The sequence below is a fragment of the Arthrobacter sp. ISL-5 genome (assembly GCF_018613835.1).
GTDB lineage: Bacteria > Actinomycetota > Actinomycetes > Actinomycetales > Micrococcaceae > Arthrobacter.
In genome coordinates, this window is sequence record NZ_JAGGPM010000004.1 from 165083 (window position 1) to 188306 (window position 23224).

Consider the following 23224-nt stretch of genomic DNA (forward strand, 5'->3'; position numbering starts at 1 on the left):
ACGCAAGCTTAAGGAAGACAAGTGGCAGAAGACGCTCGCGACCGCAGGGACACCCCGTCCGGCCAGGACCTGCCCCAGTACCATGGCGTGCCCGCCAACGCGCTTCCGCTGACCGCCAACGAGGACAGGCAGTGGGCCACCCTCGCCCACTTCGGCGGCATCCTGGGCTGCGTGCCGGCGCTGCTGATCTACCTGATCTTCCGTGACCGCGGGCCGTTCACGGCGCAGGAGTCCAAGGAAGCCCTCAACTTTTCGCTGCCCCCCACCATCGCGGCGGTCCTTGCGAATATCCTGGTGCTGCTGCCCGTGGTGGGCAACATCTTCGCTGTACTGGCGACGCTCATCTGGATTGCCCTGACGTGCTTCTCGGTGTCCGCGGGCATCCACGTCAACCGCGGTCAGCCGCACCGGTACCAGTACAACCTGCGCTGGATCAAGTAGCGCCCCTGGATGAACCAGGGCCCGATCAACTAGTCCGGCAGGATCCTGCGCACCACGGCATCGGCCAGGAGGCGGCCCTTAAGCGTGAGGACCAGCCGGCCCCGGAATGCCTCCGCCGGTGACACAAGGCCGTCCGCAATAAGCCCCGCCACGGCGTGCCTGCCCGAGTCGGACAGCGAAGCGACGGCCAGGCCTGACGCAAGGCGGGCCTCGAGCATGACCTTCTCCACCCCGCGGGTTTCGGCGTCGAGGGTTTCACGTCCTGCCGCCGGAGAGGCGCCGGAGGCAAGCCGTCCGGCGTAGGCGGTGGGGTGCTTAACATTCCACCAGCGCACGCCGCCGACGTGGGAGTGTGCCCCGGGTCCGATCCCCCACCAGTCATCGCCGCGCCAGTAGGCAAGGTTGTGTCGGCAGGCCTGCTCCGGCGTCCGTGACCAGTTGCTGACTTCATACCAGCTAAGACCCGCTTCGCCGATCAGCTGGTCGGCGAGTTCGTACTTGTCGGCGTGGTCGTCGTCGTCTATTCCCGGGACTTCACCGCGGCGGATCTGCGCGGCAAGCTTGGTGCCGTCCTCAACGATCAGCGCGTAGGCGCTGATGTGGTCAGGCTGGTAGGACAGTGCGGTCTCGAGGGAGTAGCGCCAGTCGTCCAGCGACTCCCCCGGTGTTCCGTAAATCAGGTCCAGGCTCACAGCCAGTCCAGCTTCCCGTGCCCATTGCACCACCTGCGGCACACGGCTGGGGGTGTGGGTGCGGTCCAGGACCTTCAGCACATGGGGAACGGCGGACTGCATGCCGAACGAAACCCGGGTAAAGCCGGCATCCTTGAGGACGGCAAGGGACTCCGGCGTGACGGAGTCAGGGTTGGCCTCGGTGGTGACCTCGGCGCCGGGTTCCAGGCCCCACTCGCTGATGGCAGCTTCGAGAATTCGGGCCAGGTCCTTGGCCGGAAGCAGCGTGGGCGTCCCGCCGCCGAAGAACACGGTACTCAGCGGCCGGTCCGGAATCCCTGAGTCCCGCAGGACGGCTGCCGCGAAGCCCACCTCGGACACGGCGGTGGTGGCGTAGGCGTCCTGCGACGCGCCGCCGCCCAGCTCTGTGGCCGTGTAGGTGTTGAAGTCGCAGTATCCGCAGCGGACGGCGCAGAACGGAATGTGCACGTACAGCCCGAAGGCCCGGCCCGCCGCACCGTCCGCTGCCTGGGCGGGCAGCAGCCCGTCCGACGGCGCCGGGTCGCCGAGGGGAAGAACGCTAGGCACGGGTGCGGCCTCCGGTGGTTCCGGCCACGGTCACCACTACTTCTTGGCCTTGTCCTTGGACTCGTCGGTGGTCAGCGCGGCGATGAAGGCTTCCTGCGGGACCTCGACGCGGCCCACCATCTTCATGCGCTTCTTGCCTTCCTTCTGCTTTTCCAGCAGTTTGCGCTTCCGGGAAATGTCACCGCCGTAGCACTTGGCAAGAACGTCCTTGCGGATGGCCCGGATGCTCTCGCGGGCGATGATCCTGGAGCCGATGGCAGCCTGGATCGGCACCTCGAACTGCTGGCGCGGAATGAGTTCACGCAGCTTGCCGGTCATCATCACGCCGTAGGCGTAGGCCTTGTCCCGGTGCGTGATGGCGGAGAAGGCATCAACCTGCTCGCCCTGGAGCATGATGTCCACCTTGACCAGATCGGCCACCTGCTCGCCGTCGGCCTTCCAGTCGAGCGATCCGTAGCCGCGGGTCTTGGACTTGAGGATGTCGAAGAAGTCGAAGACGATCTCGGCCAGGGGCAGACGGTACCGGATTTCCACCCGGTCCTCCGAGAGGTAATCCATGCCGCCCATGACGCCGCGCCGGCTTTGGCACAGCTCCATGATGGCGCCGACGAACTCGTTCGGCGCAAGGATGGTGGCGGACACCATGGGCTCGCGGACTTCAGCGATCTTGCCGGTGGGGTATTCGCTGGGGTTCGTGACGTGGACGACCTTCTTGTCTTCCAGCGTCACTTCATATTCCACGTTGGGGGCGGTGGAAATCAGGTCCAGGTTGTATTCGCGCTCGAGCCGCTCGCGCGTAATTTCCAGGTGCAGCAGGCCCAGGAATCCCACGCGGAAACCGAATCCCAGCGCGGCGGATGTTTCGGGCTCGTACACCAGCGCGGCGTCGTTGAGCATCAGCTTCTCCAAGGCATCGCGGAGCACCGGATAGTCCGTGCCATCCAGCGGATACAGGCCGGAGAAGACCATCGGCTTGGCATCGGCGTAGCCGGGGAGGGAATCAGCGGCCGGCTTGGCAAGGTTAGTGACGGTGTCGCCCACCTTGGACAGGCGGACGTCCTTCACGCCGGTGATGAGGTAGCCGACCTCGCCGACACCGAGGCCCTTGGAGGGGGTGGGTTCCGGGGAGCTGACGCCGATCTCGAGGAGCTCGTGCGTGGCGCGGGTGGACATCATCTGGATGCGTTCGCGGGGGTGCAGCATGCCGTCCACCACACGGACGTAGGTGACAACGCCGCGGTAGGTGTCATAGACAGAGTCGAAGATCATGGCACGGGCGGGGGCATCCGGGTCTCCCACGGGAGCGGGAAGGTCGCGGACGATCTTGTCCAACAGAACCTCGACGCCCATGCCGGTCTTGCCGGAGACGCGGAGTACGTCGTCGGGGTCGCCGCCGATCAGGCTGGCCAGTTCCGCCGCGTACTTCTCGGGCTGCGCAGCCGGCAGGTCGATCTTGTTCAGGACCGGGATGATCGTGAGGTTGTTTTCCATCGCCAGATAGAGGTTGGCGAGGGTCTGCGCCTCGATGCCCTGGGCCGCGTCCACCAGGAGCACTGCGCCTTCGCAGGCGGCCAGGGACCGGGACACCTCGTAGGTGAAGTCCACGTGGCCCGGGGTGTCGATCATGTTCAGCGCGTAGCTGACGCCGTCGAGTTCCCAGGGCATGCGGACGGCCTGGGACTTGATGGTGATGCCGCGCTCTCGCTCGATATCCATGCGGTCCAGATACTGGGCCTTCATGTCGCGGGACTGCACGACGCCGGTGTACTGAAGCATGCGGTCGGCCAGGGTGGATTTACCGTGGTCAATGTGCGCGATGATGCAGAAATTCCGAATGATGGCCGGATCTGTCGCGGCGGGCACCGGGGCGGTGCGGGCCATGGGAGACACGCAGGGTCCTTACTGTTGGCATTTCCGCGGCGTTGTTCAGGCTGAATTCTTGCCACCCTGCCACCTGCCGCATATCTGAGCCTCTAGTCTCCCACGTCCGGGACCGTGCCAGTACATTCTGCGCCACTATGCCCCGGCGACATGACCCCGGGTCCGGCCCCCGGGGAGAACCGCGGCGGTATCGTTGCGCCCATGGCCATGAACCTACGCACCATCGGCAATGCACTCCGATCGTCCCTCCGCTTCTTCGAGGGCCTGGGGCGTCCGCCGAGCTCGCGGGCGGCCACGGCGAAAAGCACGCCGACGTCCGCACGGACGCCGTCCCGCACCGGGGCGGGAGGGCTGACCGGGACTTACCCTGGCGACTTCCTTGGCACGGCAACCATCCGGTATGCCCCCTCCCCCGACGGACGCCCGGACCCGGGCGAAGTGGTGTGGACCTGGGTGCCGTACGAAGAGGACTATTCCCGGGGCAAGGACCGGCCGGTGCTGTTGGTCGGGAGCCACGGGCGGTACCTGCTCGGCCTGATGCTGACCAGTAAAGACCACGACGACCACCCCCGCGGCCGGCGCGACTATGTCGACATCGGCACCGGGCCCTGGGACCGGCAATGGCGTCCCAGCGAGGCAAAACTCGACCGTGTCCTCCAGATCCGTCCCTCGGACATCCGCCGGGAGGGCGCCATCCTTGACCGGAGCCAGTTTTTCCTGGTGGCCGACGCCCTTAGGCAGCTGCGCGGCTGGAAGTAATCGCGGGCGCGCCACGCCTGCACCAAATGGCCACGGTTGGCCGAAATCTGCTACTATTCATAGCTGTGTGTCCGTGCAGGTCGACGGCCACTGATGGTTGGCCGCCATAGGTATCCCCACGCCGCTCAGTCAATGGCCAGCCTGAAAGCCCTCTAGACCATTTCCGCATTAAAAAGAGAGTTCACACGTGGCAAATATCAAGTCCCAGAAGAAGCGTATCCTGACCAACGAGAAGGCTCGCCTGCGCAACAACGCAGTCAAGTCCGAGCTGAAGTCGGCCATCCGCGCCGTCAACACCGCCGTTGAGTCCACTGACAAGGATGCCGCTGCTACTGCGCTCGTTACTGCCAGCCGTAAGCTGGACAAGGCTGTCAGCAAGGGTGTTCTTCACAAGAACAACGCTGCAAACCGCAAGTCGGCGATCTCCAAGAAGGTCAACGCACTCTAAGGTTTTCCAGTTCAACTGAACTGATGCTTGTGGCCGGCACCGATGGTGCCGGCCACATCTCTTTAACGGGGTTATAGGACAAAACGTGTGTAAATCCCGGGCGCGTCATGTGCGTCCGGCCCAGCCTGAGCGGTACCAGAGTCCTTCTTCGGCGCTGAGCCCGGTGCTGTAGAGGTCGGGGCCGGGGTCTTGCTGCGCCGGGGTCTTGGTTCTGGGCTTGGGCGGATTGTGGTGGCGGGCTTTGATGAGCTTGCCTGGCGGCAGGGGCTGCTCGCTGTGCAGGTAGAGGTACCACGCGATGGCACGCTTCTGGTGTTCCTCGCTCCTGCCCCGGTGCGCCCGCAGCAGGAGCCGGAGTTGGGCGTTCGTTCCGCCTTCGATCCAGTTGGTCGTCGAGGCGATATCCAGTCCGGCGTATTCGCTGCCCAGGTAGGTGAAGAGGGTGCCGGCCTGGCCGAGGCGCTCCAAGAGCCGATAGGCCTTGCGGAGCCTGTCGTGCGTGTACCACCAGGACTGGTTCGCCCGCACCCACCCCGGGACCATGGCAGTCGTCGTGCGGTAGGTGCGGGCTTTTGACCAGATGCCCGTGCTGTTGATGCCAGTCGTTCAGTCCCGCCAGCCAGGCCGCCGCCTCCGCCGGGGCCTTGATCCTCGTCAGGGCCCGCCCCAGCCGCAGCAATGCCTTGCCCGCGTCGGTTCTGGGCCGGCTGGTCAGGTAGGTGCGCACGTTGCGCTGGACGTGGACCAGGCAGCGCTGCACCGCGGTTTCGGACCAACACTCTGACAGGGCCGCGGCGATTCCGGAACCACCGTCGGTGATCACGACCCGCGGGGCCGGGAAGCGTTCCAGCAACGCCGCCCACGCTGCCTTCTTTTCGGTGTCACACCACTGCCAACCCAGCACGTAGTCACCGGCAACAGCGATCAGACAGCACCACGACCCCACGTAAATCCCATCGACCTGGATCTGGTCATGGATCTCTCCGGTCACCGGGATCCGCGGGGCAATGTTCCAGCACCATGCCGTGCGCCGACGGAATGACCTGGCGGTGCCGAACGAAGCAGCCCGAGCCTGGCTCGAGGTGCTCAGCAGCCAGCCAAGGAACGCCTCGAGTTCGGAGCGCCGGCTCACGTCAGGGCGTTCACCCGAACGGCTCGCACCGCATCCCAAGCACCGGTAGCGCTGCTTGCCGGCCGCCGTTTTTCCGTTCCGTACCAGCGTCTGACCGCAGACCAAACATTCCAGAGATATGCAAGCACCCCAGCCACCCTAAGCTCCCAAAGCTTAGCTATCCCGGAATTCGCCCGCCAACACTGGGAACCAGCCCCAATCCATACACACGTTTTGTCCTATAACCCCGTGTGCCAGCTAGCGGCCGCCTTCTGCTACCGGCCGCGGGCGGCGGTGGCGATCACGGTCACCGCATGTTCGACGGCGTACACAGGGTCCCGCGACAGGCCCTTAACCTGCGCGTCGGCCTCGGCCGTCACCTGGATGGACCGGGCAAGGCCCTCCGGCGTCCACCGGCGAACGTCACGCTGCGCCTGCTCCACGAGCCACGGCTGCATGCCGAGCTGTTTGGCAATCTGAGCCGATGACCCCTGGGCGCCGGCAACCTTGGCCACGGTCCGCAACTTCGCGGCCAGTGCCGCCACCAAGGGAACAGGATCCGCGCCCGTGGCCAGGGCGTGGCGGAGGGTGGAAAGGGCGGCAGGGCCGTTGCCCGCCATGGCCGCATCAGCGACCTTGAAGGCGGTCGCCTCTATGCGGCCGCCGTAGTAGCGTTCAACCATTTCCGCGTCAACGGTTGTGGCGGCGTCGGCGATGAGTTGGCTGCATGCCGCCGCGAGCTCGGACAGGTTAGCGCCGACGGCGTTGACCAGGGACTGCACCGCGTCGGGTTCGATGCGCCGCGAAGCCGCCTTGAATTCGGCCGCGACGAAAGCGGTCTTCTCGGCGTCCTTTTTCAGCGGCTGGCAGTCGACGACCGGCCAGCCCCCGGCCTTGACCGCGTCGAGGAGCTTCTTGCCGCGCACTCCCCCGCCGTGCCGAAGCACCAGCACGGCATCCTGTTCCGGGTGGGCAAGGTATTTAAGGCCATCGGCGAGGAAGGCATCATTCATCGATTCGAGGCCCTCAACCTCGATCAGCTTGCTCTCGCCGAAAAGCGACGGGCTGACGTTCATGGCCAGAGACCCGGCCTCGTAGGCGCCCGCATTGAGCCGGGTGACCTCCACATCCGGAGTTGCGGCCCGCACCTGTGAACGGACCCGGTCCATGGCCCGGATGCCGAGATATTCCTCAGGGCCGGTGATCAGCACGATTCCGGCAGGGGTCACATCCCGCCAGGTGGCCGAATTGGTGGCCGACGCCTTGGATCGTTGCGGCTGGGCAGCGGCCACTGTTGGTTCCTCCCGGGATTTTGATTGCAGACTCTAAGCCTGCCACGGCGCAACGGCTGCACCAAGCCGCGGCCGGACCTGCGGGGAGGGCCGGGCCGGATGGACTTTCCTTCCAGTGTCCGGTCAAGCACACAGGCCGTCTTGAAGTGGGCCGCCAGCACGAGACGGATGGTTCCGGCAGGATGGGCCGCCGCCCAGACTGCCAGAGCGGTCAGGACGGAGAACAGCACCATGGTGAGCAGTCCGAACGGGCCTTCGGGCCAGGGCGGGGCCGCGCCCGGCAGGCCAGCCGTGAACCTGGCGATGCCGGCCACCCCGGCCGCGAAAAGGCCGGCCACGCCGATCAGTGCGGTGGCCAGCCACGGCAGGAGCGGCACCAACGGCACGGCAGCCGTCCCCAGGATAGTGACCGGTGCCACCAGCGGGGCCACGAGCATGTTGGCCAGCAACGAGTACGTGGCGAACTGAGGCTGCAGCACCACGATGACCGGTCCGCACAGCAGCTGGGCGGACAGGGGCACGGCCATACCCGCGACCGCCCAGCGCGGCACGGCAGGTGGAATCCAGTCCATGATGCGCCGTCCCAGCACGATGATCCCCAGCGTGGCCAAGACAGAGAGCAGGAACCCGAAACTGGTGCCCAGTGCAGGACCGCTAAGCAGCAGGGCGATGACCGCCAGGCACAGGAAGCTCAGCCCCCTGCCGGCTCGTCCGCCCGCCAGTGATGCCAGCGCGATGGCACCCATCAGCGAAGCCCTCAGGACACTGGCGTCCGGGCCCACCATCAGCACGAACATGCCGAGACCGGCCAAGGCGCATGCGGCAGCCGGCAGCCTGGCCAGGCGCAGGCTGCGGGCGGCCAGCAGCAGGGCCCCAAGGATGAGGCTGCAGTTGGCGCCAGACATTGTTGATTTAGGAGGTGGGTCCTTCTTAGGCAGAATGTCCCCTGCTTGCCGAGTCCCAGCCGTACGTGGCACAAGGTAGCGTTCCGCGATGTGCTTGTACTGAGGTTTCGCTTCCCGTTGCCCATGGCCTTCCCTGTCAACTCGAGCGTGTTGAAGCTTCGAGGGCTGGGCTGATCCCGAGCGGGGGTCACTCAGATGGCACTGCCGGAGCCCTTAGAAGGGCATCACAGGGGCTTCTTGAAGAAGGTCGCGGCGTCCTCATATGCAAGGGCACGATAGAAATCGCCCGCCCGCCGGCTCGCTCGGCCACCATTACCTCTTCGACCCAGGCAGCAGGGCCGTTGGCAAGAAAGGTGGCTCGGCAATGGGCTAGAAGGTAGCCGACGACGGGTCCGTCACCCTGCTCGGCTACCAGGACAAGCGTCTGAGGCGCTTGGAGCAACGAACGGAAGGTTAAGTCAAAGGGTTCCCGCCTCGGCGCGAACGTGCGCGCGAAATCCTGAACAAGAAGCCACACGTTGTCAGCATCGTTGACGGCGGCGCGTCTGATCGTCATGGTGATGTCTGGCATCTGTCTAGAATTCGCGGGCACGATCGTCAACACCAGGCAAGCCCGTGCACTTCTGGAGAACCCATCGCTGACCGTCTACGAGAACCCGTCGGCGATGCTCATGTGCGTCTACAAACCGGACCGTGCCCTCTGCAACCGGATCACCGAACGCGAAGCACCGCGCCTCGACCGCTGCGTCCCTTCATGCGCGAACATCGCACGAATCGATGATCATGCACACCTGATGCGACAGGAGGCGGAATCCCTGGAGAAGCAGGCCCCGAAATCTCCTGAGCCTCTCGGGCACAGGCTGGAGGTCCGGGCCCGGCGGCTCCGAGAGGAAGCCGACCAGCACAACCGTTCCCGCATCATTCTCGAGGAGACCGAATGAGCTCCGGGCACGATGAACGCGCCCGCATCCAGACAGCCATGGAACGAATCCTCAGCGGAAAACCCGAGCACTCGAACGGGGCCCTGACCATCGTGGCCCTCGCCGCAGAAGCAGGAGTGCCTCGAAACGCACTCACCCAGCGTCACGTCGACCTCAAGAACCTCTTCTACGAGAAGGTAAGGGCACTCGGAGCGACACCCGACATGGCACTGCCGGAGCCCTTAGAAGGGCATCACAGGGGCTTCTTGAAGAAGGTCGCGGCGTCCTCATATGCAAGGGCACGATAGAAATCGCCCGCCCGCCGGCTCGCGCAGTCTTGGGACTACTTGGACGATTTTGGCCCCGCCAATGCGCAGGAGGGCATCTGGGAGTGTCCGGACCTGTTTCCGCTCGCGGTGGACGGCAACCCGGCCAACATCAAGTGGGTGCTGGTGGTCAACCTGAATCCGGGGTCAGTGGCCGGAGGAAGCGGCGGCCAATACTTCGTGGGCAATTTCGATGGCACATCGTTCACCTCGGACACCACCGATCCGGTGGATGCGCTGCCGACGGGCACCGTCGTCGGAGGTTTCAACAACGCAACCTATAACGGCTGGACTACCCAGAACGACCCTGCCAACCCGGCCGGCCCCTGGGGCACGGCCCCCGCTTCCGGAACGGTTCCGGGCCAGAACCAGGTCACCGGGCACATCGGCGCCGGGCTGATCAACAGCTTCGAGGGCGGCGACACCCCTGTGGGGACCGTTGAATCTCCGTCTTTCACAGTGGGGGCGGACTATCTCAATTTCCTGGTGGGAGGTGGACGGCATCCGCAGCTTCCCGGTGAGCAATCGGGGAACGTTCCGCCGCCCGGCTACTTGCTGTTCGATGGATTCGACTATCCCGGCACCCTGACGGACTCCGGATGGCAACTCACCGGCGACTTCCAGGCGGCCCGCAACCCATCCACGGCCGGCGGCGAATTCGCCATCGGCAAACGGATCAACACCTTCGAGGGCGGCACCAACGCCGACGACAACGTAGGGACGATCACCTCTCCGGAGTTTTACCTCACCAACAACAACATCGGCTTCCTCCTGGGCGGCGGCAACCGGACCGACGGGCAACTTCAGGCGGAGCTCTTGGTGGACGGCATACCGGTACGCACCGCCACTGGCTCCAACTCCGGAGACCTCAACTGGAAAAACTGGGACGTGTCGCAGTACTTCGGCCAAATTGCCCGGATCCGGATGGTGGACAACGCCACCGGCCCCTGGGGACACCTGACCCTGGACAACATGGTCCTGGGCTCGGTCCCTGCGGAACCCCGCAGCACTGAAACGACCGTGAACATGGTCGTCAACGGCCAAACCGTGCGGACGGCCACCGGAACGGACACGGAACATCTGGACTGGACCGCCTGGGACGTCAAGGAATTCCGGGGCAGCCAGGCCACCATCAGACTGGTGGACAACAACCGCAATGGATGGGGACACCTCCTGGCCGACGAGTTCGTCCTCTCGGACACGGAAGCACTGCCACGCATGGAGGAGCATGACTGGCTGGACTGGGGCAAGGACTACTACGCCACCGTCTCCTTCAACAACACCCCCGACGGCAAGCGCGTGATGCTCGGCTGGATGAACAACTGGGACTACGGCCAGGCCACCCCCACTACAACCTGGCGGGGAACCATGGCGCTGCCGCGGGAAGTTGTGCTCACCCAGACGCCGAAGGGACCGCGGCTCCGCCAGAAGGCAGTGACGCAAATGGACACCCTGAAAAACACCGCCGCCACCTACACAGCGCAGGCCCATGACATACAGCCCGGCACAGTCACCCTCCCCGTCTCCGGGGATGTGGTGCAGATCGACGCCGAGTTCTCCCCTGGCTCGGCATCCTCCTTCGGCCTTAAAGTCCTGGGCAACGGCACGGAAGCAACGCGGATCGGATATACGCCGTCAACCCGTCGTGCCTTCATCGACAGAACCAACTCAGGCAACGAGGGCTTCCATCCCGCCTTCGCCTCGGTGGACGATGCTCCCGTGCAGCTTGCCAACGGCAGGCTCCGCCTCCGGATCTACGTGGACCGGGCATCCGTGGAAGTCTTTGCCCAGGACGGGCTGGCGACGCTGACGGACCAGGTCTTTCCCGCCGCCGGCGCCCAGTCCATCTCACTGTTCTCGGAAGGGGGAACCGCCCGGGTGGAGAGCCTCACTGTCACTCCGTTGATCAAGGCCATGTGGTGACGCGCCAGCTTCAGCCGGGGACCCGAAAACATAACGACCATTAACCCTTGGGCCCCGTTCTTCCTGACTGCGTTTCCCTAGCGCCGTCGCCCGGACTCCCGGCAGGAAGAACGGGGCCCTTCGCCTTCGGTTGTCTGCCCGTCTGTAAACTGGCGGAGGCTACGCGAAACGTTCGCGTAAACGATTCACCGAGGGCGGCAACGATGACGACGATGGTAAAAGTGGCACAGCTTGCCGGCGTTTCAATCTCCACTGTTTCCCACGTCCTGAACGGAACCAGGCATGTGGGTGATGAGACGCGGCAGCGGGTCCTGAAGGCCATCGAGGAAACCTCATATCGGCAGGACGCACTGGCCCGCGCCATGCGGCGCTCAAGGACGGACAGCATCGGTCTCATTGTTTCCGACGGCGGGGAGCCGGCCTTCGCCGAAATGATCCGCGGCGTGGAAGAGACGGCCGCCCGCCAGGGCATCACCCTGCTACTGGCCAATTCCGCTGAAGACCCGAAACGTGAGGCGCGCGCAGTTCAAGCTCTCCTTGAACGCAGGGTCGACGGCCTCATCCTGGCACGTGCGGCCGGCTCGGGCCCTGAGGCCCTCTCCGAATTCGCCAATCACGACACGCCACTGGTGCTCATGGACAGGCTTTCCGCTGAGCCGTACGACCAAGTGGGAGTTGAAAACCGCGAGCCCATTCTGGAGCTCGTGAGGCACCTGGTGGCGCAGGGCCACGAACGGATTTTGCTGGTCGCCGGGGACACCAGGGTCGCCACCCTGCAGGAACGACACGCTGCGTTCGCCGATGCCATGGCCGCGGCCGGGATCGCGCCATCGGACCAGCTAGCAGTCATAGCTTTCGAACCTGCAGAAACTGACGCGGGCATCGAGGCAGCGCTGTCCGCAGCCGAGCCTCCTACCGCTGTGATCGCCTGCAGCACCGTCTTAGCTGCAGCCGCACTCCGGCGCATCCAGCAGCGCGGGCTTCGGATGCCGGAGGACATTGCCTTCGCTACCTTCGACGGCTTTGCCTACGCCGACCTGTTCGAGCCCCAGCTCACCACCGTCCGTCAGCCTGCATTCCAGGTCGGCGTCACAGCGGCCGAACTGCTAACCAAGAGGATCGCCGACAAATCAGGCACGCCGTCGGTAGTCCGCCTGGCGCCCCTGATCGAATATCGGGCCTCCACGGGCCCGCGGCCGGCCTCCTAGGACCTCAGCACCCCGATCCTTTTCGCCTACCACACGGTCAGCGGCAGGAAAGTCGAAACAAAGCCAACATTCTTTCTGTGATCTGTTGCACATCGAAACGTTTGTCTCTACTATCGAAACGTTCGCGCAATCGTTTCGCTAGAAGGAGTCTCAGTGGCAACCATCGTTGATGTCGCATCCCTTGCCGGCGTTTCGACGTCCACTGTGTCGCACGTTCTCAACGACACCAGGCATGTTGAGCCGGAGACTAAGGAGCGCGTCATGAGTGCTGTGCGGGCCACGGGTTACCGGCGGGACGTGCTGGCCCGTTCCATGCGCCGCGCCAGGACTGACTCCATTGGCCTCGTTGTTTCGGATGCCGGGGAGCCGGCGTTCGCGGACATGGTGCACGGCGTGGAAGAAGCCGCAGCCCAAAATGGCTTGTCCCTGCTGCTGGCCAACTCGGCGGAAGATCCTGCCAGGGAGCGCGCGGCAGTCGAGGCACTCCTGGACCGCCGCGTGGATGGCCTGATCATTGCACGGGCGGCCGGTTCCAGCGGCGGGCTGCTGGCGAGAATCCGTGAGGACAAGAAGCCACTGGTCCTGTTGGACCGGCTCGCGGACCTTGACGTGGACCAGGTGGGGGTCAACAACCAGTCCGCCATGGCAGCCCTGGTTGAACATCTCGCCGCCCGCGGCCACCAGCGGATCCTGCTGATCTCCGGGGATCTGCGGGTTTCATCGCTCCGTGAGCGCTACGACGGTTTCCACGCCGCCATGTTGGATCAAGGCTTGGAGGTGCCGGCCAGCCTGGTTTGTGAAGGCACGGTAACAGCGGCATCGACGTTCGACCGTGTCCGGACACTTTTCACCACATCCAAGGATCGTCCCACGGCGATCCTGGCTTGCAGCACGCTGCTGGCTGCAGGTGCTTTGCGGGCCATGCAGCATGAAGGCCTGCAGGTGCCGGGCACTATGGCGTTTGCCACGTTTGACGGCTTCACCTACTCGGACCTCTTCGAACCCCAGATCACCACCGTCCGCCAACCGGCGTTCCGGCTGGGTGAGAGCGCCGTGGGTTTGCTCCTGCGGCGTATCGAAAACCCCAATGCTCCCACCGAGATCCTCCGGCTCGAATCAGAAATCGAATTCCGCCGCTCCACCGAATAACTGCCCCACTAACAGCTACTTACAAACCCATCGCATCCCATCAGGCCCCCTCCAGGCGCCGCATGCAAAGGAGCATTACATGAGAAAAACAGTCCGCACCTCCATCGCTACGGCGGCAGCCGCGGCACTGCTGGCGCTCACCGCCTGCGGTAGCGCCACCCAGTCCGCCGGGCCCGCAGGGGACGGGCCGTACGCGGCCCCCGCCAAGGACATCACCGCCACCATCTCCATCTCGAACTGGGGCGATCCGGGGGACAAAGCCGTGTACGACGGCGTCGCCGACCGCTTCAAGGAGAAATACCCGAACGTGACGGTGAACAACAACTTCACCCCCATCACCACCTGGACCGAATACGTCAACAAGCTGGTGACACAGGCCGCGGCGGGTCAGGCTCCGGACGTCATCAACATCGCCACCGAAGGCGTGGAGCTGGGCCTGGCCAACGAGCTGTTTTCGCCCCTGGACGGCTTCCTTACGAACGACCCCGAAGCCAAGGCCCTGCGCGAGGACATCGATCCGAAGCTGCTCGCGGGATTCGGCAAGGACGGCTCCACATACCTGATGCCCAACACCTTCAACACCATGGTGATCTACTACAACACCAAGATGTTCGAGGCCGCCGGCATCGAACGGCCTAGCGATGACTGGACATGGGACGATTTCCTGGAGATCTCCAAGAAACTGACCACCGGTTCCGGCTCTGACAAGGTCTACGGGTTCGCCATGCCGTACTACTCCTTCGGCATCACCCCGTGGCTCTACTCCAACGGCACCTCCATGATGGGTGAGGACCTCAAAACAGCCCAGCTGACCGATCCGAAAGTCCAGGAGACCGTGGAATGGGTGCGGGACCTGGCCACCAAGCACGGCGTGTCACCGCAGCCCAAGGGCGCGGATCCCTACCAGCTGTTCCCCGCCGGCAAGGCAGCCATGACCGGGGCCGGGCACTTCGTCACCGGCGGATTCGCCAAGGCCGGATTCTCCGATTACGACATCCTCCCCTGGCCGAAGGGAACCACCAAGTCCACCGTTTTCGGTGCCGGAGCATTCGCCATCTCCAAGACGTCCAAGAACCAGGAACTGTCCTGGGAGTTCATCAAGATGCTCACCGACCAGCAGACCCAGAAGAAATGGGCCGACGCCGGCTCCGCCGTTCCGTCCACCAAGACTGCCGCTTCATCACCGGAGTTCCTCTCCTCCCCCGAACACGCCGAAGAGTTCTACAACTCCCTGTCCTACGCCAAGCCGGTAGCGGCCCCCGGCGCCTACAACGTGCTGGATCCGGCTTTCATGCGGGCCATGGACGAGATCATGTCAGGCCAAGACATCGGATCCTCGCTGGAAAAGGCCCAAAAGGATGTTGAGGAGGCGTTGCAGCAGTGACTCTGACAGCCCCCAAAACCCAGCTGCCGCCCGCGCCCCCATCGGGGCGCGGGGGCCGCTCCGGGCGGCTCACCGCCACCCGTCGGCGGGAAGCCCTCACCGGGTACCTCTTCACCGCCCCCACAATCATCGGCTTCCTGGTTTTCGTCCTGGGCCCGCTGGTCGCCGCTATCTACTTGAGCCTGACCAAGTACAACATCCTGACAGCCCCCAAGTTCGTGGGGTTCGATAACTACGCGCGCATGTTCCGGGACGAACGGCTCGCCACCACCTACGGCAACACCGTCCTGTACGTCGGGGCGGCCGTCGTCCTCATCAACGGCTTTGCGCTCCTATTTGCTGTGCTGATCAACCAACGACTCCCCAGGGCTTTGACCTACGTGTTTCGCTCCGCGTACTTCTTCCCGTACCTGGTGGCCCTTGTGTACGTTTCCATCATCTGGCAGGCACTCTTCCAGAAGGACACGGGCATCCTGAACTACTACATCACCGCGCTGGGCGGGGAGCGGATTGACTGGCTCAACAGCTCGGAATTCTCCAAAGTCTCGGTGATCATTGTCGACACCTGGCGGAATGTGGGGTTCGCGATGCTGATCTTCGTAGCCGCTTTGCAGGAAGTCCCCAAGGACATGGTTGAAGCCGCCCGGATGGACGGCGCCAACGAATGGCAGGTCTTCCGCCGCATCATCGTTCCGATGATCAGCCAGGCAACGTTCTTCAACATCACCATCACCATCATCGGCGCGTTCCAGATCTACGAGTCCATCATTGTGCTCACGAGGGGCGGCCCGGGCGATGCCAGCCGCAGCGTGGTGATGTACATCGCCGAAGTGGCCTTCAACAAGTTCGATATGGGCTATGCCTCAGCCATCGCGGTAACGCTGTTCCTCATCATCATGTTGGTGACACTGGTTCAGTTCCGCCTCAGGAAGTCGTGGGTGAACAATGAGTAACATCAATACCGTCACCGGTGGCGGCCGCGGCTCCGTGCAGCGGAGCCGACCCCGCCCCAGCGTCGGGAAGAGCATTTCCGTGGCGTTACTGGTCCTGGGCGCCATCGGCATGATCGCCCCCTTCCTGTGGATGTTCACTACCTCGCTCCGGGACGCCAGCCAGGCGTACGATCTGCCGCCGCAGTGGCTGCCCACGGAGTGGGACTGGACCAACTATGCCGCCGCCGTGAACGGGCCGGTGCCCATCCTGCAGAACATGCTTAACAGCGCGGTGATCGCCATCGCCGTAAGCATAGGCATGATCATCACAGCACCGATGGCGGGCTATGCCTTCGCTAAGCTGGAATTCCCCGGCCGAAACTCCATCTTTGTGGGCCTGTTGTCCTCGCTGATGGTGCCGGCCCAGGTGACCATCATTCCGCTGTTCCTGCTGATGCGGACCTTCGGCCTGCTGGACAATCCCCTCAGCCTGATCCTGCCCGGCATCACCGGAGCCCTGGGCGTCTTCCTCCTGCGTCAGTTCTTCCTCGGATTGCCACAGGAAATCATCGACGCCGCCCGTATGGACGGTGCCACCGCTTGGCAGACCTACCGGCTGATCGCGCTGCCGCTGGCCAAGAACGCCGTCAGCACCCTGGGTGTAATTACGTTCCTGGGCAGCTGGAACGCCTACTTCGCCCCGTCGATCTTCCTCAACAGCACCGACACAGCCACCCTTCCGCTGGGCCTTGTCCTCATGCTCGGCCCGTACGGGGCCGGCAACGTGGCCCAGGTCATGGCAGCAACCACCATCGCCATCGCACCGGCCCTCATCGTCTTCCTGGTGGCCCAGCGCTGGATCATCGCCAGCCTCACCCAATCAGCCGTCAAGGGCTAACCAACAACTCTTTCCGAAAGGTACAACCACCATGGCTTCATCGCCCCGCTCAGGCCTGCTCTCGAGCCTGACCAAGCTCTCCACCGCACGCACGGCCCGCGCCTCCAGCTGGGACCAGACCGGCCGGAACCGCGACAACTGGATCGTGATGCCCGGCGAGGAACGGGTCCTGGCGGACATCGAGGGCCCGGGCTCCATCACGCACATCTGGATGACCCAGTCCTGCCGGATCCAGCCGGGCCCCGGCCAGATCTCCCCGGAGCTGGTGGGCGTGCCGATGCTGGAAATCCACAACGCCCTCGGTGTCAGCTGGGAAGTGGTTGACCCGGACTATTACCGCAAGATCGTCATCAGGATGTACTGGGATGACCAGGAAACCCCCAGCGTCATTGCACCCCTCGGTGACTTCTTCGGCCTGCTGAATTCCCTGTCCGGCTCCTACGATTCCCTGCCGCTCTCCGTCTCCGCCAAGGAAGGGGAACTGAACACCTTCGGCGGCAGTGCGGCGTTCAACAGCTACTTCGAGATGCCCTTCAACTCAAGGGCCCGCATCACCGTTGAAAACCAGAACGACATCCCGTACCTGCAGTACTTCTACATCGACTACGAGCTCTACACCGAGCCACTGCCGGAGGACACGGCGTACTTCCACGCCCACTGGCGCCGGCAGAAGCCCAACGCCGGCTGGGGCCCGGACCTGCAGACCAACAGCATCGAGGTGGCCATCCCCAACCTCTCCGGCGAGGACAACTACGTGGTCCTGGAAACCGAGGGCCAGGGCCACTATGTGGGCTGCAACCTGGCCGTGCGCCACTTCCAAGGGTCATGGTGGGGCGAAGGTGACGACATGATCTTCATCGACGACGACACCTGGCCGCCCAGCCTGCACGGCACCGGCATGGAGGACTACTTCGGTCACGCCTGGGGCATGCAGCACAACGCCTTCCTGATGAACGGCACCATGGTCCACGAAGAAAACGTGCCAGGCTTCCACCACAGCTACCGCTTCCACATGACCGATCCCATCAGGTTCCAGAAACGCATCAAGGTCACCTTCGAACACGGCCACGCCAACCACCTCTCCGATGACTGGTCCTCCACCGCCTACTGGTACCAGACGCTCCCCTCCCCCGTGCTGGAGATCGACGCCGTGGAGGAGCGCCTGCCGCTGCGGCCCCGCGACCAGGTGGAGGAACGGCCCTTGCCGGAACTGACACCGGCCCAGCAGGCCGCCCGGGACGCCTCCGCCGAACGAATGAAGCAGTTCACCGAAACCCGGGACGCCGTCCGCAACGAACGCCGGGCAGAAATCGACCAGTGGGAGAAGGCCAACGCCGAGCAAGCCCGGGAGGTCCGGCAACGGTTCCTGGCCGCCAGCAGCGTCCCGGTCCAGTAATCCCACCAGCAGCCAGCACCGAAGGATCAGCATGAACGCGCACGAACCCCGACCCGCCTTCCACTTCACAGCCACTGAGGGTTGGATCAACGATCCCCTCGGCGTGACCTGGAAGGACGGCCAGTACCATCTCTTCTACCAGTACGTTCCGGGCCGCACCACATGGGCCTCCAACTGCCACTGGGGACACGCCACATCCCCCGACATGATTGCCTGGACGGAACAGGGCGTCGCCGTCGCACCCGGTGAAGGTGACGACGGCATCTGGTCGGGTTCCATAGCCACGGGCCCCGATGGCGGCGCGACCATGTTCTACACTTCGGTCACCGAACCGGACATCGGGATCGGAACCGTCCGCACCGCCACCCCAGACGACGCCTCCTGGAACTCGTGGACCAAAGGCGCGAACCTGATGACCGCTCCCGATGCCGGCGTCCTGGCCTACCGGGACCCGTTCGTCTTCCGCGACGGCGGACAGTGGCGCATGTTCGTCGGCGCCGGGCTGGAGGGCGGCACCGCAGCCGCAGTTTCCTACAGCTCCCCAGACCTGTCGCAGTGGACCCTGGACGGCATCGCCGCCCAACGCTCCGGTAAGGAGACGGAGCCCGTCTGGACCGGCACTATGTGGGAATGCCCCCAGCTCTTTGAGATTGACGGTTCCCACGTCCTGGTCACCTCCATCTGGGAAGACGACGTTCTGCACTACGTGGCCTACGGCGTAGGAAGCTACTTCGACGGTCAGTTCATCGCCCGCTCGTGGGGCCAGCTCACCTACGGCAAGAGCTACTACGCCCCTTCCTTCTTCCGGGACAGGGACGGCGCGCCGTCGCTGATTTTCTGGGTCCGCGGCGTCATCAGCCCTGAAGGGCAGTGGGCCAGCGCGCTGAGCATCCCCCACACGCTCACGCTCGACGGCGACACCTTGGTGGCCACCCCGCACACAGACCTCGCCGACTACTCGGAGCCCGGCCAGCTGGAGCAGGTCAGCGCTGCGGTTTTCGAGACAGTGCTCGACGACGGCGCCGACCTCCGGTGCGCCGTCACCCCCGGGACCGTCATCAGCCTCGCCACCCTCGACGGGCCGCTGGCCACCGTCCGGCACGACGGGGACGGCATCCGGGTCACGGCGGCCGGGAACGCCGACTTCGCCGACGCGTTCCTGCCGGCCGACGAGGGCTCCGAGCTGCGGGCCATCATAGACGCCGGGGTCTTGGAACTCTCCGGCCACCAGGGCATCATGGCAGTCCCACTGCCCATCGTGCATGCACCCGTGACGCTAACGGTGGCCAACGCCGCCTCCACGCCCCTGCTCAACAGGGTTTCTAAGCTGATAGTGAATAGCATGGCAACTACACGCCGGGCCGCACTGTCAGGACAGCCATGACCACCACTTCCGGCTCCCAGCGCCCCAACCCCGATGTCGTCGTCATCGGGGAATCCCTGATCGACATCATCACCACGTCAGCCGGACCTGTGGAATTCGCCGGCGGTTCAGGCCTCAACGTGGCCTACGGCCTTGGCCGGCTCGGGGCGAACACCGGCCTGCTCACAGTGCTGGGTGCGGACAAAAGGGCGGAAGCCATCCGGCAGCACCTAGATTCAGCTGCAGTGCAGCTTCTGCCCGGTGCCACCCGCCTGAGCCGCACCTCCACGGCAACGGCCTCCCTAGACAGCACAGGTTCGGCTGAGTACGCCTTTGACATCGAGTGGACGCTGCCGCAGGTGAGCCCCACCTTCATTCCCAAAGTCCTGCATACCGGATCCCTGGCGACCTTTCTTGAACCCGGGGCCACGCACGTCCGGTCAGCGATGAAGTTCTTCTCCGGCCGGTGCGTCATCACGTACGACCCCAACATCCGGTCACACATCATCGGAGACCATGCCCAGGCACAGCAGACCTTCGAGGCCACGGCGCGCCTGTCCAATGTGGTGAAGCTGAGCGATGAGGACGCTACCTGGCTCTACCCGGGACTCGGGACAGCTGAGGTTGCGCGCCGCATCCTGGAGCTCGGGGTGCAAGTAGTTGCCGTAACTGCAGGAGCGGAGGGTTCGGACCTCTACTCAGAGTCTTCCCAGGTGCACGTTGCCGCGCCGAAGGTAAAAGCAGCGGACACTGTGGGTGCCGGCGATTCCTATATGTCCTCGTTCATCACTGGGATCTTGACCGATTCCCGGCCGGACTTCGATGTGGAGCAGCTCAGGCGGCTCGGAACGGTGGCTGCTGCCGCGGCAGCCATCACTGTGACCCGACATGGAGCGAATCCGCCAACAGCGCGGGAACTGAGGGAGGCACTGGCCGTTTCCTCTTGACGGGATCGGCTTACGATTTTTATGCAGGGACATCGCCGTTGCAGGGGAACCGGGACTGTTGGCCCGCCACGTTGTCGCCGCTGCACACGAGCGCGGACGCGGTCAGCGTGACGCGCTCAGGGGCGTGAACCTGTTGCGCCCTAGGGATGGAGACGATAATCGACGTGTCCGGCATCCACACGCTGTCCACCAAGAAGCCGTGGACTCTTAGCCAGAGGCGGCCCCTTGGAAGCTCTACACCCTAAGCCGGCGGATCGATCAGGTTCAAGGCCTTGTCCGTGTCCACAGGCATTTGCCGGCTGCGGGCGCGCGTTCGAGATCGAGCCTGCCCACATAGCTTCAACACGTTCGACTTGACAGGGAAGGTCAAGGGCGCCGGCCAGGCCTATGAGCCCAAGAGGATCTGGTTGAAGGTCAAGAGCCGTTCCTCTATTGACGTGGTGTGCGCGGCCGTTGTTGGACCGATCACCCAGCCCAGGGCGGTGGTTGTCGGGCTTCCGTTGGGTGGGCGGTTGAGGATTGTTGGCCGGTCCGCTCCCCTGTCGACCCGGGCCGGCCGGGATCTGGCCAGGCATCTGCGCCCGGCCCACGGGAGGCATCCGTGGCCGGAGGAAATCAGCGAGAGGGTGCTGGACAGGTTTAGCAACGAAAGCGGTACGCTGCGCCTGACTCTCGTGGAGCCCATGGTCGTTGAAGTCTCGGCCGACGTCGCCTGGTCCGGGAGTGCCTTTCGGCATTCAGTGCGACTGCTGCGGGCACGGCCTGAGCTCGGCCCCGATGAAGTACAGCTCCCCGGTCATGTGCCGGGTGCGGGTCCATGTTGATGCGCGGCTCGGAACCCTTGGAGCGAACAGCCAGCAGAAGGCCCGATTCAAAACTAAGGTCGGGGACATGACAGACATCAGCGCAGAAGTAGGAGACTAAATGGCCCGGATGACGGTCAATGCAAGGGAGCTGAAGCGCAAGTCGCTTTCATCTCTCCGCACGGCAGTTGCGGGATTCAACTCCCTGGACAATGACGGCAGGACGACGGCTGTTTTGCTCAATCTCCAGCACGCCTTTGAAATGCTGCTCAAGGCTTCCTTGGACTCCGCCAAGGTAACCGTTTTCGACAAGCGCTCCGAGAAATCCATTTCGTTCGAAGCGGCGATCAGGAAATGCCAAGAGACGCCGGGAATCAAAGTGTCGGACGGGGATGCCGGGACCATGCGGGTCATCGATGCCTGGCGGGATGCCGAACAGCACTGGTATGCCACCGTGGACGAGGGACTGCTGTATCTGCACGTCCGCGCGGCCATCACCCTCTACGACGACTTGCTGGACAAAGTGTTCGGTGAACGGCTCGGCGATCACCTTCCAGCCCGAGTGCTTCCCATCAGTGCTGAGCCTCCCCAAGACTTCCAGCTCCTGGTCGATCGGGAGTATGCACGCATTGCCGAGCTCCTGCACCCCAAGAGACGCGGGAGGGGCGAAGCCCACTCCCGCATTCGCGCTCTACTGGCCATGGAGTCCCACACCGATCCCGATGCCGCCGAGATACGGGAGGCGGACGTTCGCAGGGTGGAACGGGGAGTGAAGTCGGGCAAGCCGCGGGCGCAAGTATTCCCCAAACTGAGCACTGTCGGATCAAGTGTTTCCGGAGAGGGACTCACCGTCGAAGTGAAGCTGGTCAAGACCGGTGGCCTGCCAATGACCTATGTTTCCGCTGACAGCGATGTGGAACCCTCAGCCATTCGCACCGTCGATCTGGAGAAGAAATTCCATATGGGTCCCTACGACCTAGCCGACAAGGCAGGGGTCGACCGCAGTAAGGCAACAGCCGTCCGCCGTCACTTCAACCTCGATGCAAACGACGATGTCCACTCACACCGCTTCGTCTTCGGTTCGCAAAAGCACATGCGGTACTCAGATAACGCCCTGAAGAAGATGAAGGACGCAAAAGAGTCCTTGTACCTCGATGACATCTGGAATGCTCATCGCCCTCCACTCAAAGGTAAGAGATTGCCTCCGTGCACTCAGCCAGGGTGCCTAGCGCCTATACACACCCCCGCGCAATAGACGTGCGCATCCACTTCTGATCATCGGCTAATGTCGGGACGTGGACATTGGCAACTGGTGGAACGGCATCTTAAGGATGGTCGGTGACATCTGGAAATTTCTGACGACCGACTCCTTCGGGCAAGCCATTTCCGTGCTCCTCTTGGGTGGTGTGGGCGTCGTCGCTTGGTACTTCATCCGGAAGAAACTGGAAGCACCCAAAATGGCGCCTACGCCCGCAAAGACAGAACCAAACTCGTCCCTTGCTGTGCCTGGGGGGCCGCCCCGTGCCTACAGTGCGAACAGCATCCTGCAGCGTGCTGAAAAGCGTGGTCTCTGGCGTATCGAGCCCAGCTACTCCCCTACTGTCTACAGCCTTGTGAATACCGGCATAACTGTCGCCACCAAGGTGTCGATCACATCCGACCAAGACGATTATGAGTTGGATGGACCTGTGTACTGGGACAAAATATCCCCCAAACAGCACGAACCGTTTTCCCTGACATCACCGCTCTCGGAGCCATCTACCAGCCTTACGGTGGCCTGGCGTGACCATGAACGCCGCTACCGGGAAACGAAGGTCACCTTCCCCGCCGGGCTAAACACTGGCGGCAGTTAATCGGCGAGTGGCGGCGCGATCACGGA

The 23224-nt window shown here is 64.0% G+C and carries 21 protein-coding genes and 1 pseudogene; 16 read left to right on the forward strand and 6 right to left on the reverse strand.

Annotated features, from left to right (window positions below):
- The first annotated feature begins 21 nt into the window (after positions 1 to 21).
- Complete coding sequence (locus J7I89_RS02310; protein ID WP_214966906.1) at positions 22 to 441, forward strand: DUF4870 domain-containing protein; 420 nt, start codon at positions 22 to 24, stop codon at positions 439 to 441.
- Between the two features lie 29 nt (positions 442 to 470).
- On the opposite strand, the gene hemW is transcribed toward J7I89_RS02310, so the two are convergent.
- Positions 471 to 1700 (reverse strand): radical SAM family heme chaperone HemW, encoded by a 1230-nt coding sequence (hemW, locus tag J7I89_RS02315; protein ID WP_214966908.1) that lies wholly within the window; start codon positions 1698 to 1700, stop codon positions 471 to 473.
- Positions 1701 to 1736: 36 nt separating this feature from the next.
- The gene (gene lepA, locus J7I89_RS02320) at positions 1737 to 3590 is read right to left on the reverse strand and encodes a translation elongation factor 4 (protein ID WP_214966910.1); all 1854 of its coding nucleotides are present in this window, start codon (positions 3588 to 3590) and stop codon (positions 1737 to 1739) included.
- A 192-nt stretch (positions 3591 to 3782) separates the two neighbouring features.
- Here lepA and J7I89_RS02325 point away from each other — a divergent pair, with 192 nt between their 5' ends.
- Positions 3783 to 4340, forward strand: a complete 558-nt coding sequence (locus tag J7I89_RS02325) for a type II toxin-antitoxin system PemK/MazF family toxin (protein WP_214966911.1) — start codon at positions 3783 to 3785, stop codon at positions 4338 to 4340.
- Positions 4341 to 4527: 187 nt separating this feature from the next.
- Complete coding sequence (gene rpsT, locus J7I89_RS02330; RefSeq protein WP_214966912.1) at positions 4528 to 4788, forward strand: 30S ribosomal protein S20; 261 nt, start codon at positions 4528 to 4530, stop codon at positions 4786 to 4788.
- 105 nt (positions 4789 to 4893) lie between these two features.
- Here the strand turns inward: rpsT and J7I89_RS24935 are convergent, their stop codons facing one another.
- The 4 genes and pseudogenes from J7I89_RS24935 to J7I89_RS02345 form a co-directional block, all read right to left on the reverse strand.
- Positions 4894 to 5331, reverse strand: coding sequence for a hypothetical protein (locus J7I89_RS24935; protein WP_251044785.1), 438 nt, complete (start codon positions 5329 to 5331; stop codon positions 4894 to 4896).
- 160 nt (positions 5332 to 5491) lie between these two features.
- A pseudogene (locus tag J7I89_RS25880) lies at positions 5492 to 5920 on the reverse strand (transposase); the annotation flags it as partial.
- Positions 5921 to 6174: 254 nt separating this feature from the next.
- Positions 6175 to 7191: a DNA polymerase III subunit delta gene (holA, locus tag J7I89_RS02340; RefSeq protein WP_214966916.1), complete on the reverse strand. Its 1017-nt coding sequence runs from the start codon at positions 7189 to 7191 to the stop codon at positions 6175 to 6177.
- On the reverse strand, positions 7125 to 8096 hold the full coding sequence (locus tag J7I89_RS02345) for a ComEC/Rec2 family competence protein (protein ID WP_214966918.1): 972 nt from the start codon (positions 8094 to 8096) through the stop codon (positions 7125 to 7127). The genes holA and J7I89_RS02345 overlap by 67 nt, the downstream gene beginning before the upstream one ends.
- Positions 8097 to 8614: 518 nt before the next feature.
- Between J7I89_RS02345 and J7I89_RS02350 the strand changes: the two genes are divergently transcribed.
- From J7I89_RS02350 to J7I89_RS02410, 13 genes are all read left to right on the forward strand, one after another.
- The gene (locus J7I89_RS02350) at positions 8615 to 9037 is read left to right on the forward strand and encodes a hypothetical protein (RefSeq protein ID WP_214966920.1); all 423 of its coding nucleotides are present in this window, start codon (positions 8615 to 8617) and stop codon (positions 9035 to 9037) included.
- On the forward strand, positions 9034 to 9324 hold the full coding sequence (locus J7I89_RS02355) for a hypothetical protein (RefSeq protein WP_214966922.1): 291 nt from the start codon (positions 9034 to 9036) through the stop codon (positions 9322 to 9324). Before J7I89_RS02350 ends, J7I89_RS02355 begins: the two co-directional genes overlap by 4 nt.
- A 39-nt stretch (positions 9325 to 9363) precedes the next feature.
- Positions 9364 to 11265, forward strand: a complete 1902-nt coding sequence (locus J7I89_RS25550) for a GH32 C-terminal domain-containing protein (RefSeq protein ID WP_374101987.1) — start codon at positions 9364 to 9366, stop codon at positions 11263 to 11265.
- Between the two features lie 203 nt (positions 11266 to 11468).
- Positions 11469 to 12473: a LacI family DNA-binding transcriptional regulator gene (locus J7I89_RS02365; protein ID WP_214966924.1), complete on the forward strand. Its 1005-nt coding sequence runs from the start codon at positions 11469 to 11471 to the stop codon at positions 12471 to 12473.
- Positions 12474 to 12626: 153 nt separating this feature from the next.
- Entirely contained in the window at positions 12627 to 13622 is a 996-nt protein-coding gene (locus tag J7I89_RS02370; RefSeq protein WP_214966926.1) for a LacI family DNA-binding transcriptional regulator, read from the forward strand.
- A 79-nt stretch (positions 13623 to 13701) separates the two neighbouring features.
- Positions 13702 to 15006: a sugar ABC transporter substrate-binding protein gene (locus tag J7I89_RS02375; RefSeq protein ID WP_214966928.1), complete on the forward strand. Its 1305-nt coding sequence runs from the start codon at positions 13702 to 13704 to the stop codon at positions 15004 to 15006.
- Positions 15003 to 15959, forward strand: coding sequence for a carbohydrate ABC transporter permease (locus tag J7I89_RS02380; protein ID WP_214966929.1), 957 nt, complete (start codon positions 15003 to 15005; stop codon positions 15957 to 15959). Before J7I89_RS02375 ends, J7I89_RS02380 begins: the two co-directional genes overlap by 4 nt.
- On the forward strand, positions 15952 to 16836 hold the full coding sequence (locus J7I89_RS02385; RefSeq protein WP_214966931.1) for a carbohydrate ABC transporter permease: 885 nt from the start codon (positions 15952 to 15954) through the stop codon (positions 16834 to 16836). The genes J7I89_RS02380 and J7I89_RS02385 overlap by 8 nt, the downstream gene beginning before the upstream one ends.
- Positions 16837 to 16867: 31 nt before the next feature.
- A complete protein-coding gene (locus J7I89_RS02390) occupies positions 16868 to 18232 on the forward strand; it encodes a glycoside hydrolase family 172 protein (RefSeq protein WP_214966933.1) in 1365 nt (454 codons plus the stop codon).
- Between the two features lie 31 nt (positions 18233 to 18263).
- Positions 18264 to 19616, forward strand: a complete 1353-nt coding sequence (locus tag J7I89_RS02395; protein ID WP_214966935.1) for a glycoside hydrolase family 32 protein — start codon at positions 18264 to 18266, stop codon at positions 19614 to 19616.
- On the forward strand, positions 19613 to 20542 hold the full coding sequence (locus J7I89_RS02400; protein ID WP_214966937.1) for a carbohydrate kinase: 930 nt from the start codon (positions 19613 to 19615) through the stop codon (positions 20540 to 20542). Before J7I89_RS02395 ends, J7I89_RS02400 begins: the two co-directional genes overlap by 4 nt.
- Positions 20543 to 21466: 924 nt before the next feature.
- The gene (locus J7I89_RS02405; RefSeq protein WP_214966939.1) at positions 21467 to 22600 is read left to right on the forward strand and encodes a hypothetical protein; all 1134 of its coding nucleotides are present in this window, start codon (positions 21467 to 21469) and stop codon (positions 22598 to 22600) included.
- 40 nt (positions 22601 to 22640) lie between these two features.
- The gene (locus J7I89_RS02410; RefSeq protein ID WP_214966940.1) at positions 22641 to 23198 is read left to right on the forward strand and encodes a hypothetical protein; all 558 of its coding nucleotides are present in this window, start codon (positions 22641 to 22643) and stop codon (positions 23196 to 23198) included.
- Positions 23199 to 23224 lie beyond the last annotated feature (26 nt).